This is a genomic window from Neobacillus sp. Soil_C_43, from assembly GCF_057656715.1.
In genome coordinates, this window is sequence record NZ_JBDGJV010000008.1 from 108,751 (window position 1) to 122,363 (window position 13,613).

Annotated in this window: 9 protein-coding genes; all 9 read left to right on the forward strand. The window is 41.2% G+C overall.

Annotated features, from left to right (window positions below; genetic code table 11):
• Positions 1-198: 198 nt before the first annotated feature.
• The 9 genes from AC3A54_RS12580 to uvrA all read left to right on the forward strand — a co-directional run bounded on the left by AC3A54_RS12580 (position 199) and on the right by uvrA (position 13,591).
• Positions 199-1,680, forward strand: coding sequence for an FTR1 family iron permease (locus AC3A54_RS12580; protein WP_487654708.1), 1,482 nt, complete (start codon positions 199-201; stop codon positions 1,678-1,680).
• Positions 1,681-1,702: 22 nt separating this feature from the next.
• Positions 1,703-2,077: a hypothetical protein gene (locus AC3A54_RS12585; protein WP_335546075.1), complete on the forward strand. Its 375-nt coding sequence runs from the start codon at positions 1,703-1,705 to the stop codon at positions 2,075-2,077.
• 125 nt (positions 2,078-2,202) lie between these two features.
• Complete coding sequence (locus AC3A54_RS12590) at positions 2,203-2,937, forward strand: urease accessory protein UreH domain-containing protein (protein WP_487654709.1); 735 nt, start codon at positions 2,203-2,205, stop codon at positions 2,935-2,937.
• Positions 2,938-3,201: 264 nt separating this feature from the next.
• On the forward strand, positions 3,202-6,111 hold the full coding sequence (locus AC3A54_RS12595; RefSeq protein ID WP_487654710.1) for a hypothetical protein: 2,910 nt from the start codon (positions 3,202-3,204) through the stop codon (positions 6,109-6,111).
• Positions 6,112-6,254: 143 nt separating this feature from the next.
• The gene (locus AC3A54_RS12600; protein ID WP_335546444.1) at positions 6,255-6,539 is read left to right on the forward strand and encodes a YhdT family protein; all 285 of its coding nucleotides are present in this window, start codon (positions 6,255-6,257) and stop codon (positions 6,537-6,539) included.
• Entirely contained in the window at positions 6,536-7,987 is a 1,452-nt protein-coding gene (gene panF / locus AC3A54_RS12605) for a sodium/pantothenate symporter (protein ID WP_487654711.1), read from the forward strand. Before AC3A54_RS12600 ends, panF begins: the two co-directional genes overlap by 4 nt.
• Before the next feature lie 88 nt (positions 7,988-8,075).
• The gene (locus AC3A54_RS12610; protein WP_308082521.1) at positions 8,076-8,315 is read left to right on the forward strand and encodes a DUF2198 family protein; all 240 of its coding nucleotides are present in this window, start codon (positions 8,076-8,078) and stop codon (positions 8,313-8,315) included.
• A 415-nt stretch (positions 8,316-8,730) separates the two neighbouring features.
• The gene (gene uvrB, locus AC3A54_RS12615) at positions 8,731-10,710 is read left to right on the forward strand and encodes an excinuclease ABC subunit UvrB (RefSeq protein WP_487654712.1); all 1,980 of its coding nucleotides are present in this window, start codon (positions 8,731-8,733) and stop codon (positions 10,708-10,710) included.
• A gap of 7 nt (positions 10,711-10,717) precedes the next feature.
• Positions 10,718-13,591 (forward strand): excinuclease ABC subunit UvrA, encoded by a 2,874-nt coding sequence (uvrA, locus tag AC3A54_RS12620; protein ID WP_335546438.1) that lies wholly within the window; start codon positions 10,718-10,720, stop codon positions 13,589-13,591.
• The last annotated feature ends 22 nt before the right edge of the window (positions 13,592-13,613 follow it).

Here is a 13,613-nt window from a genome sequence, read left to right on the forward strand (position 1 = left end):
ATCTACCAAAGGATGTCTTTTTTTGTGAAAAGGGAATTCTATTAGTGTAGAGGACAGGTTTTTACTCCAAAGTTCACAATTCCGTAATATTTAATAGTAAAAATGTAATTGACAATCATTATCAATGAAAATACAATAGTATACAGATAAGTGAAAATGAGATTCATTATCAACAAGAAACCTTCAAGGTGGGATACGATGGGCAAAAACTTATTACATAAAATAGTTATCCTTCTACTAATATTCGGATTTGGAGTACATAATCCAGTATTAGCTGCAGGAAATGCCAAAGAAGATATCACGAAAGCTGAAGAATCGATAGATGAAGCAATTGGCTACACTACCGAAGGAAACCTTTCAGAGGCAGAGAAAGCCTATGAACAATTTAATAAAACCTGGAGAGAAATTGAAGAAGGAATAAAAGCTGAATCAGCTACTGCCTACCGAGATATTGAATCAAATATGGGCAAGGTTGTTTATGCCTTCACTATAAAAAAACAGGATCAGGTATTACAGGCCTTACAGAGTTTAAAGGCTGTTAATGAGAAAGTAGCAAATGGTGGATATCCAAAAGAAGCTGGTTTTAAACAAGAAGATATAACATTAGAAGAATATATTCTTTTACTGCAAAATACAGAAAAAGAAATTAAAAACGAGAATCAAACTCAAGCCGTTTCAAATATTCAAAAAGCCAGCGACAGTTGGTTAAGCGTGGAAGGAATCGTGGTTGCACAATCAGCAAAAGTATATAGTGATTCGGAAAGAGATTTAGTTACGATCCAAGCAATGCTTACTGCTAATCCACCAAACTATGAGAAAGCAATTCAAACCATCGATAACATGGTAAATTACCTTACTCCTTTAGCGAGTAAATCTGAATACACGTATTGGGATGCAGCGATGATCCTCATTCGCGAAGGCTTAGAAGCGTTACTAGTAGTGATTGCTCTGATGTCTTTTGTGAAAAAATCAGGTCTGACAAAGGGGAAAGGTTGGATTTGGTCTGGAGTAGCAGCTGGTTTAGGTGTTAGTTTAATCCTTGCCCTGATTGTTAAGTTTGTCATCTCATCTGGTGCGTTTGGGAATAACAACGCTTTAATAGGTGGATGGACAGGCGTTTTTGCAGCAGTCATGTTATTGTACATGAGCTATTGGCTTCATAGCCAATCCAATATCGCTGATTGGAATCGCTATATTCGTGAGAAAAGTCAAACAGCAGTTACAACAGGGCGGCTTGTTTCACTAGGTATTCTTGCTTTTCTTGCAGTATTTCGGGAAGGAACGGAAACGGTATTATTTTATATCGGAATGGCGAGTCAAATTAAGCTCCAATCTCTTTTAATTGGGTTTTTAATAGGTGCTGTCATACTTGGAGTATTAGCCTATTTACTAATTATTGTTGGTCTTAAATTACCACTTCGACCATTCTTTATGGTATCAAGTGTAATCGTTTTTTATCTATGTATTAAATTTACTGGAATGGGTATTCATAGCCTGCAATTGGCGGGATTAATCCCAACTACAAATTCACAAAGTATTCCAAGTATAGATTTCTTTGCTTTATATCCAACATGGGAAAGCACGATTCCACAGGTTATTCTTGTCCTCGGTGCAGTCTTCATTCTTCTATTTAAAAGAATGAAAACTAAAAATCTAATGACAGCAGCAGAAAATAATTAATAGAGAAAGTAGGATAAAAGTTATGAAAAAATTAACATCAATGGTTGTTGCATTTGGTCTTGGAAGTGCATTATTTTTAGCGGGATGCAGTTCTACTGAAAGTAAAGTATCTGATGGGGTAAATGAAATGCTAGAGACAACTGGGCAATTATCTAAAGCAATTGATAACGGTGACCAGGCTAAGGTAAAGGAAGTTGGACCAAAATTGGAAGATCAATGGTCATCATTCGAGGATGACGTGAAAAAAGATAATAAGGATTTGTATGAGAAGATTGAAAAATATCTTGACCCAACGATTGCTGGTTCAGAGGCAGACACATTAGATAAAGATGCATTAAGCACATTGAACGACCAACTTACTGATGCTTTGAAAGAATTAGCAGATAAAACAAAATAAAAAGGTAGGAGGCTGACTTATAATGGTCAGTCTCTTTCTTATTTTGTAAGGAAATCTCCACATTTTCTGCATGAATTTATGTTATCGTTTAAATATAAATTTATTGCGATTAAAGGTGATCTAGATTGTACAATTTATTGAGCCGGATAAGTGGAGTATTAAGTCAGCCGTTTTTTAACATCGCGAATAGCCTAGAATCGTGGCCAATCGTCTTTGCTTTAATCTTAGGGTTAGTAGGGGCCCTTGCTCCTTGTCAGCTTACGGGAAATATTAGTGCTGTAACCCTTTATGGCAATCTTTCTATTCAAAGAAAAATTGCATGGAAGGATGTTATAAGTTTTACTTTAGGTAAAATAGTAGCATTTTCGTTATTAGGTGCGTTGGTGTGGCTACTCGGTAGAGGAATTGAACAGAATCTAACGTTATATTTTCCGTGGCTTCGAAAGATAATGGGACCTTTATTAATAGTAGTTGGTTTATTTATGTTAGGATTTATTAAATTTAAAGGGACATTTCATTTGTTTAAGGGCTCAAAAGAATACAAGCATGAAAATCCATTTGGTTCATTTATGCTAGGGTTTAGTTTCTCTCTTGCCTTTTGCCCAACGATGTTTATTCTCTTTTTTGTCACTTTAATGCCTGTCGTATTGGCTAGTCCGTATGGATTTGTTCTCCCCTCCGTCTTTGCCATTGGAACAGCGATTCCTCTACTAATTTTTATCTCTATCATTTGGTACCTCGGTGGTAGTGGTGTGATTATGAAAAAAGGGAGAAAGTTTGGGATGGTGATTCAATGGATTGCAGGTGGAATGATGCTATTGTTAGGTATTTTTGATACCTTGACTTATTGGTCTTTGTAATAAAGCCTTCACCTCCTGAAAGCTGTTTCCATTCCAGTTAATTCGATCCTTATCAGCGAAGGAAACACACGATGGTATGAGTTTACTACTAACCTTCGTACAAAAATTACCTAAACAAATTCTTTAACACTCTTTATAAGTTTTTTATTTTTATCCGTCCCCTTATGCCAAAAGATAAAATGTCATAAAAATGGTAATGGTAAACAGGAAATTAGCATGATATGATATTCTAAATATTGTAATTTAGTAGGAGGAATGTTGTTTTTGAAAGCGTTTATACGGTCCTTATTTATCTTTGTTCTGTTGTTTGCTAGTGTGGGCCCTTTTATTACCGGAAAGTCGGTTAAAGCTGAGGGGATAAGTGGTCCTATTAGTTTGCCTTTCAAACCGAATGACACAGCTATAGACCCAAATAAACCAGTAATTTATGCTACAAAATTGGGAAGCAAGACGATATATGCAGTGAATTTTTCCACTGGGGAAATTAAGACTCTTAATCTACCATATCCAGCTGAAAGATTAGACTTCAATAATAATAAGCTTTATGTTACTCAGCTAAAAATGAGTCATGATTCTTATAATGACGGGCCATTCTCTGGCGCCATTGCTGAAGTGGACTCTGGCACTTTTACGCTCAGCAGTGTTTTGGACATTAACCAAGATCCATATGATATCGCTGCTGATAATCAAGGGTTTGTATATATTTCACCTGGTTCCGGTCAGTGGGACAACTTAAAAGTATACTCCATGAAAGATAAAAAAGAAGTGGTCCAAACGGTAAAATATCCAGGTACAAACATCTATGAAAAAACCAATATCTTTTACAATGCAGAAACATCAAAAGTCTATGGCATTGATACTTCTCTTAGTCCACGAGATATTGAGGCTTTTGAAGTAGTGAATGGTACGATTCAAAATCATTATGATTCTCCTTATCATGGTGATTATCCACTAGATGTATCTGCGAAATTTTCTCCAGATGGTCAGTATATTTACAATACTAGTGGTACGGTCTTTGAGCTTGCTACCTATCAATCTGGGGATATGACTTACCGTTTTTCTTTTGGGAAAAAATATAATGATTACGAGTTTAGCATGCCGCTTGGTCTGACCTTTGCAGCGAGCACAACTAGTGGGATCGATGTGTATCAATACGATACAAAAACATTCTTGTATTCCTTAAGAAAAGATTTGAACGTGCAAAAGCTTCATATTCAAAACGGTATCTTGGTAACGATAAATAAGGATAGCAACGGGAATTATTTTACAGAAACAATGAGTGCCAATACGCCGCCTTCTTCAGGTGTACCGACGACGCCAGGTGTACCTGATCCAGTGGGAACTCTTGCGAATCTTGGATTTAAGCCTAATGATACGGCAATTGACCCGAATACCCAGGTTGTATATATCACAAGGTTGGGGAGTAAAACCATTTATGCAGCCAACACTGCTACTGGTGAAATTAAATCGTTAGCCTTGCCATACCCTGCAGAGAGGCTAGAGTTATATAACAATAAGCTCTATGTGACACAGCATAAAATGACGCATGAATACGTTGTTGACACTCTCATTGGAGCGATTGCAGAGGTAGATACAAAAACCTTTGCTTTAACAAGAGTGATAGATGTCGATGCCGACCCTTATGACATTGCGATTGATAAAAATGGTTATATTTATATTTCTCCCGGTTCTGACCAGTGGGAGAACATGAAGGTGTACTCGCTGACAACAGGTGGAGAAGTACCAAACACATATGTTGCCAATATGCGAGCATGGTCCTATCTCTATGGTAATCCTGAAAGTTCAAAGATTTATTCTATAACCACCGATTCAAGTCCAAGGGATGTAGATGGTTTTGAAGTGGATAATGGAGTGATTAAGAAGCATTATGATTCTCCATATCACGGAGATTATCCTTTAGAACCTTTTGCAAAAATTACGCCAGACGGCGAAAAGATGTATAACAATAGCGGTGTGGTTTTTGACCTTGCGATGTATCAGTCAGGAGATATGACGTATGCATTCCAATTAGGTCGAAAATACAGCGATTATGAGTTTAGCTTACAGGATCAATTAACATTTGCCGCTAGAAAAGACGGCGGTATTGATGTGTATCAATATAATACGAAAAAGTATTTATACACGATTAAAAAAGATCTTACGGTTCAGAAGCTTCATTTTCAGAACGGCCAATTGATCGCTGTCACTACAAATAGTGATGGGAAGTATTCTATTGTAAGTATCGATGCTAAAACAGAGGGTACAGTTGATGTACCACCGACTAACCCGACGGACCCAGGGACTCCAACAGATCCAGGAACACCAACAGACCCCGGTACACCGGCTTCACCGGTAGGCTGGCTAGAAGCTGCGACTCTTGTTTGGAACGAAGATATCGCGGACTTTGACTATGTTGATAACTTTAGTGATGGTGCCAAGAATGTGCCATTAGATAGTCTATTTGGTTTCCATTTCGACCAAAATGTTGAACTTAACGATGAATCACTGATAACCATTAAGGGACCGGAAGGCAATGTTGAAAGCTATAGTTACGGATATGATGACACATTATTCGTTGTTCCAACCATGCTGAACGGAAGCACGAATTACACCCTTACGATTAAAAAAGAGGCGTTAACAGGGAAGTTAAGTCAATATTTAGCAAATGATATTGTCATTACATTTAAAACAGCTTCTAACTGGGAGCAGTATGATGGCAAATGGTATTACTATGATTCGTCTATTGGTGATTATGTGACAGGCTGGAAACAGGTTTCGGGAATCTGGTATTACTTTAATACAGGTGGCGAAATGCAGACAGGCTGGAAAAAGGTTAAGAATGTATGGTATTACTTTACTAACAGTGGTGCAATGAAGACAGGCTGGCTAAAGGAAGGGACAAACTGGTATTACTTAGATGGCAGCGGCGCAATGAGAACAGGCTGGTTGAAACTAGGAACAACCTGGTATTACTTTGCGAACAGTGGCGCTATGAAGACTGGTTGGTTAAAACTAGGAACGACCTGGTACTACTTAACCAGCGGAGGTGCCATGAAAACAGGTTGGGTTCTCATCGGCAAAAGCTGGTACTACTTCTACAGCAGTGGCGCGATGGCCTATAACACCAAAATCGGTGGCTACAAGCTTGGCCCAACAGGTGCAATGATAAAATAGTGTATAAGAAAAACCATATGAGCATGGCCTTTTGGGCCTATGCTCATATGGTTTTTTCTTTTTTTCTTTATTTATCCACTATGTTTGGTAAAATGTTCAATATTAGTGAAACATAATATGAAAATATCAGAGGGGGAGTACTGTTGAAAAAGACAGTCAATCCAGAGGACAAGCGTTTTAAGATTGCGCATAGAGAAGCATTGATAGGTGTCATTCTTGTTCTCATCAATTTTATTTGGTGGTATGGCTTTGGCTATGGCCTTGGCTCCGGTAACGTTAACAACTACTCATACATATTTGGACTGCCTGCATGGTTCTTTTACAGTTGTATTGTTGGCTTTATTGTAATGGTCATACTAGTTATTTTGACCATCAAATTTTTATTCAAAGATGTACCCTTTGAAGTGGAAGAGGGGGAGAGAAAGTGAACTGGCCCGTTATCACACCGTTGATTATCTTCTTATTAATTATTTTTGCGATTGGCCTTTGGTCAAACAAACGAGTCATTAAAACGAATTCATTCCTAGAGGAGTACTTTTTAGGGGAACGCCAAATGGGCGGCTTTATTCTCGCCATGACGATGGTTGCTACCTACGGAAGTGCCAGCAGCTTTATCGGTGGCCCCGGAATTGCCTATACCCAGGGGTTAGGCTGGGTCCTGCTAGCGATGGCTCAACTGGCAACCGGTTATTTTACCTTAATGGTACTAGGAAAGAAATTTGCTATTGTCGCTCGGCAGTATAAAGCTATCACATTAATAGACTTCCTGAAGGAACGGTATAAAAGCAAAACAGTCGTGTTACTTTCTGCAGCAAGTATTATTATTTTTCTTTTTTCCTCAATGACAGCCCAGTGGATTGGCGGAGCCAGGCTGGTAGAAAGCTTAACAGGCCTTTCCTATACCACTGCATTATTGATTTTTGCCTTCTCTGTCCTTGTATTCGTGATTGTTGGCGGATTTCGAGCAGTTGCGTTAACGGATACGGTCCAAGGCGTTGTGATGTTTATGGGGACATTGATTCTGCTGATCGCAACCATTAAGGCTGGTGGCGGAATCCCTAAAATTATTTCTGATTTAGCAGCAGAGAACCCAAACCTGATCAGCCCATTTGGTGCGCAGCATAATCTAACCCCAGCCTATGTTTCCTCTTTTTGGATTTTGGTAGGAGTGGGCGTAGTCGGCTTACCGCAAATTACGGTTCGGGCCATGTCTTATAAAAATTCCAAGGCGATGCATCATGCGATTATTATAGGAACCATTGTAGTTGGCTTTATCATGCTTGGCATGCACCTGATTGGGGTGTTTGCCCGCCCTGTTCTTCCTGATGTTAAAATTGGCGATACCGTCATGCCGTTGTTGTCGATGAAGGTCTTGCCACCGTATGTTGCCGGAATTGTTCTTGCAGCTCCTATGGCAGCCATCATGTCCACGGTAGATGCCTTATTAATTCTTGTAAGCTCTGCATTAGTAAAGGATGTTTATTTAAATTATATCAAGCCACACGCAGGAGACGACCATGTAAGAAAGGTCAGCTTCAGTGTCACGGCGGTGATTGGGATTCTTGTTATCCTGCTTGCTTTAAGTCCACCTGATTTAATTGTCTGGCTGAATTTATTCTCGTTTGGCGGTCTTGAATCTGTCTTTATTTGGCCTGTAGTTTTAGGGTTGTATTGGAGTAAGGGGAATAAGTATGGAGCGATAACATCTATGATTGTGGGAATGGGGTCTTATATATTATTAGACCGTTTTCATCCAAATGCATTTGGCCTTCATACAGTGGTTATGCCAATTTTACTTTCATTTCTTTGTTTTGTACTAGTAAGCTTGATGACAAGTCAAAAAGAAGCAGTTTTTCAAATGAAGCATGAATCATAAGGACCGATGAATTTAATATTTTTGTTGCAATTTTGTTGATAAATTTCTAGAATTAATTAACAGAAATTTATTGAATGAGGTGTACCCATTGGTAAATGTTATTGAATACTTGTCGGCACTTATTTTGCCAGGGTTACTAGTCCTGCTTTTTACACGGGTTACTTACAATCGACTGATCGGCCTTGTATTAACGGTTGCACTGATTGCAGCCTCTGTATATAAAGGGTATACGAATACCTTCGTGTTAATTGTCATTGATGCTTTCTCATTGACCGCCGGTTTCTGGCTGGCGGCTAAAATGAAGCCAAGAGCAGTGAAGAAGACCTAGTAATCTCAGAAATCTACGCAAGTCTGTCAGGAAACTGGCAGGCTTTTTATTATTTGGCTCTGTTAACTTGCCTGTTGATTTCCGCTCCAGGCTCTTCGCTTTCCGTGGGTGTTTCGGCGAGCCTCCTCGGCGCTTGCGCCTGCGGGGTCTCCCCTGAACCATACTCCCACAGGAGTCTTCGAGCCTTCCGCTCCAATCAACAGGGTGTAAAAATCAAAACTGTTCTTTAACACAGCCTATTATTTATACAAAAACAACAAAAAACGAATACTAGTTCGCATATTGTTGGTTTGTTTTTGGGGTATTGTGGTAGAATGTTAATATGAAATTTTAGAGGATACACTTTCCAGCGCCATCCCGGTCAATAACTAGATTTTTAGCTGAAAAGTGATTTATTTGTACGGGAGGAAATCGTGTGAAAGACCAATTTGAATTAGTCTCAGCGTACTCTCCACAGGGGGATCAGCCGGAAGCGATTCGCCAGTTAGTCGAGGGGATTCGAAATAATAAGCGTCATCAAACACTCCTTGGGGCGACAGGAACAGGTAAAACGTTCACCGTTTCTAACGTGATAAAAGAGGTCAATAAACCAACCCTTGTCATTGCCCATAACAAAACATTGGCAGGACAGTTGTATAGTGAGTTTAAGGAGTTTTTCCCGAACAACGCGGTAGAGTATTTTGTCAGTTACTATGATTACTATCAGCCTGAAGCGTATGTGCCGCAAACCGATACCTTCATTGAAAAAGATGCAAGCATCAACGATGAAATTGATAAATTGCGCCACTCGGCCACTTCTGCTCTTTTTGAACGGAAAGATGTCATCATTATCGCCAGTGTCTCTTGTATCTATGGTCTCGGTTCTCCGGAAGAATACCGTGAGATGGTCCTATCGCTTAGAAGCGGCATGGAAATCGAGCGCAATCACCTGCTCCATCGCTTAGTCGATATTCAATATGAACGAAATGATATTGATTTTAAGCGCGGTACCTTCCGGGTTCGAGGAGACGTGGTGGAGATTTTCCCCGTTTCCCGTGATGAGCATTGTGTGCGCGTAGAATTTTTCGGTGATGAAATCGACCGGATTCGTGAAGTGGATGCGCTCACAGGTGAAATTATTGGTGAACGCGAGCATATCGCCATTTTTCCAGCCTCCCACTTCGTAACACGAGAAGAGAAAATGCGCGTTGCCATTGAGAATATAGAAAAAGAACTTGAGGAACGCCTTGAGGAGCTGAGAGCGGACAATAAGTTACTTGAAGCCCAGCGAATTGAACAGCGGACCCGTTATGATTTAGAAATGATGAGAGAAATGGGTTTTTGTTCAGGTATTGAAAATTATTCACGCCACCTTACCTTAAGGCCTGCAGGATCGACGCCGTATACACTGCTGGATTATTTTCCAGAAGATTTTCTCCTGATTATCGATGAGTCGCATGTTACCTTGCCACAAATCAGGGGTATGTTTAATGGTGACAAAGCAAGGAAACAAGTCCTCGTGGACCACGGCTTCCGTCTGCCATCGGCTCTAGATAACCGGCCGTTAACGTTTGATGAATTTGATAAGCATGTTCACAACGCCATCTTTGTTTCGGCGACTCCTGGACCATATGAATTGGAGCATACGCCGGACATGGTTCAGCAAATCATTCGCCCGACTGGACTCTTAGATCCAACGATTGAGATCCGACCGATTGAGGGACAAATTGATGATTTAATCGGTGAAATTCACGAACGTGTGAAGAAAAATGAACGTGTCCTTGTCACCACTTTGACGAAGAAAATGTCAGAGGATTTAACCGATTATTTAAAAGAAATCGGGATTAAAGTTCAATATTTACATTCAGAAGTGAAAACGCTAGAACGAATTGAAATCATCCGTGAACTGCGAATGGGGAAATATGACGTTCTTATTGGAATCAACCTGCTCCGTGAAGGTTTAGATATTCCTGAGGTGTCACTCATAACCATTCTTGATGCAGACAAAGAAGGCTTCCTCCGCTCCGAGCGCTCACTCATTCAGACGATTGGCCGGGCAGCACGGAATGCCAATGGACATGTCATTATGTACGCTGATCGCATGACGAATTCGATGGAGCTGGCGATTAGCGAAACAAGGCGGCGCCGTGCCACCCAAGAAGAATATAACGAAAAGCACGGGATAACACCAAAGACTATTCAAAAAGCAATCCGTGATGTCATACGTGCGACACACGCGGCCGAGGAGCAAGAAGAGTACACACCAGCCGCATCCTTCAGCAAGATGAACAAGAAGGAAAGAGAAAAGCTGATTGCTACGATGGAAAAAGAGATGAAGGCAGAAGCAAAGGCATTAAACTTCGAACGTGCTGCCGAGCTTCGTGACCTATTATTGGAACTTAAAGCGGAAGGATGACGTACACATGGCGATGGAGAAACTGGTTGTTAAAGGCGCCAGAGCCCACAATTTAAAAAATATTGATGTCACCATTCCGAGAGATAAGCTTGTAGTGTTGACGGGACTTTCCGGTTCAGGGAAGTCCTCGCTCGCATTCGATACGATTTATGCAGAAGGGCAGCGCCGGTATGTAGAATCCCTGTCTGCCTATGCACGGCAATTTTTAGGTCAGATGGATAAGCCTGATGTTGATGCAATTGAAGGTTTATCCCCTGCCATTTCTATCGATCAAAAAACAACAAGCCGGAACCCGCGCTCAACAGTCGGGACCGTGACAGAGATCTATGATTATTTACGATTATTATTTGCAAGGGTCGGACACCCAACTTGTCCGATTCATCATATAGAAATTTCGTCTCAAACGATTGAACAGATGGTCGATCGGATCCTCGAATATCCGGAACGAACAAAGATGCAAATCCTTGCACCGGTTGTTTCTGGGAGAAAAGGAACGCATGTAAAGGTCCTCGAGGATATTAAAAAGCAAGGCTTTGTTCGGGTCCGTGTGGACGGTGAAATGCTCGATCTCGGAGATGAGATTGAATTAGAAAAGAACAAAAAGCACTCGATTGAAGTGGTTGTCGATCGAATCGTGGTCAAGGAGGGCATTTCTGCACGAATTGCCGATTCACTTGAAACGGCGTTAAAGCTCGGTGAAGGAAAAGTCATTGTCGACGTGATTGGCGAGGAAGAGTTGTTATTTAGTGAAAATCATGCCTGTCCGCTTTGTGGTTTTTCCATCGGTGAGCTGGAGCCAAGGATGTTCTCCTTTAACAGCCCATTTGGTGCTTGCCCAGAATGTGATGGACTCGGTTCCAAGCTCGAAGTGGATGTGGACTTAGTCATCCCTAACAAGGATCTAACGTTAAAGCAGCATGCGATTGCCCCATGGGAGCCGACAAGCTCGCAGTATTACCCACAGCTGCTTGAGGCAGTCTGTGATCACTTCGGGGTGGATATGAACACCCCCGTAAAGGATATTCCAGAGCACTTATTAGAAAAAGTATTATATGGATCCGGCCGTGATAAAATCTATTTCCGCTATGAAAATGATTTTGGCCAAATCCGTGAAGGAAATATCGAATTTGAAGGGGTCATCCGGAACGTTGAGCGTCGTTTCAAGGAGACAAGCTCTGATTATATCCGTGAACAAATGGAAAAATATATGGCTCAGCAGCCATGTCCAACCTGTAAAGGCTACCGCTTGAAAAAGGAAACTCTTGCTGTCCTAATTAATGGACATCATATTGCCCAAGTAACCGACCTTTCGATTGAAGAAGCGCATCAATTTTTTTCTGAATTGAAACTGACGGAAAAAGAGATGCAAATAGCGAAACTCATTTTTCGCGAAATCAGTGAGCGCCTCGGCTTCTTAATCAACGTCGGTCTGGATTATTTAACGCTCAGCCGAACGGCTGGTACGCTTTCCGGTGGTGAGGCGCAGCGAATTCGCTTAGCGACGCAAATCGGTTCACGTTTAACGGGCGTATTATATATTCTAGATGAACCGTCGATTGGACTTCATCAGCGTGATAATGACCGTTTAATCGGAACGCTGCAGCAGATGCGGGACATTGGCAATACCCTCATTGTTGTTGAGCATGATGAGGATACAATGATAGCTGCCGATTATCTAATTGATATCGGCCCAGGTGCTGGCGTGCATGGCGGGCAGGTGGTTTCGGCCGGTACACCGGAAGAAGTCATGGCGGACCCGAATTCGTTAACAGGTCAGTATTTGTCGGGTAAGAAATTTATTCCTTTGCCATTAGAACGCCGTAAGCCAGATGGGCGTTACATTGAAATAAAAGGCGCATCTGAAAATAACTTGAAAAATGTCAATGTAAAAATTCCACTTGGTATGTTTATCGCTATTACTGGTGTATCAGGTTCCGGAAAAAGTACGCTAATTAATGAAATTCTTCATAAGTCACTGGCACAAAAGCTTCATCGTGCAAAAACGAAGCCAGGCGAGCATAAGAGCATCAAAGGAATTGATTATTTAGAAAAAGTAATTGATATTGACCAGTCGCCAATTGGCAGAACACCGCGCTCCAACCCGGCAACCTACACAGGTGTCTTCGATGACGTGCGTGATGTATTTGCCGCTACGAACGAAGCAAAGGTCCGTGGATATAAAAAAGGCCGCTTCAGCTTTAATGTGAAGGGCGGTCGCTGTGAAGCCTGCCGTGGGGATGGAATCATTAAAATTGAAATGCACTTCTTACCTGATGTGTATGTTCCTTGCGAAGTGTGCCACGGCAAGCGTTATAACCGTGAGACGCTGGAAGTGAAGTATAAAGGGAAAAATATTTCCGATATTCTTGATATGACGGTTGAAGCAGCAGTTGAATTTTTCGAAAACATTCCAAAAATCAGCCGCAAGCTGCAGACGATATTGGATGTTGGACTTGGATATATTACGCTTGGCCAGCCGGCAACCACGCTTTCCGGTGGGGAAGCCCAGCGGGTGAAGCTTGCTTCAGAACTACACCGCCGCTCAACCGGTAAGTCCTTTTACATTCTAGATGAACCGACAACGGGACTTCATGTGGATGACATTTCACGTTTACTCGTTGTACTTCAGCGATTGGTTGAAAATGGGGATACAGTCCTTGTGATTGAACACAATCTCGATGTCATTAAGGCTGCCGATTACCTAATTGATTTAGGACCTGAAGGCGGTGACAAGGGTGGAACCATTATTGCGTCAGGTACACCGGAAAAGGTAGCAGAAGTGCCTGAATCGTATACGGGCAAATATCTAAAGCCCATCCTCGAGCGTGATCGTTTAAGAATGAAAAAACAAATTGAAGATAAAAGTGCAGTAGAAGCATGATACATGAAAAAAGCTGAAACCA

Bases quoted from the DNA above. Each gene is read 5' to 3' on its own strand.
- AC3A54_RS12580 (WP_487654708.1), top strand. From the start codon at position 199: ATGGGCAAAAACTTATTACATAAAATAGTTATCCTTCTACTAATATTC.
- AC3A54_RS12585 (WP_335546075.1), top strand. From the start codon at position 1,703: ATGAAAAAATTAACATCAATGGTTGTTGCATTTGGTCTTGGAAGTGCA.
- uvrA (WP_335546438.1), top strand. From the start codon at position 10,718: ATGGCGATGGAGAAACTGGTTGTTAAAGGCGCCAGAGCCCACAATTTA.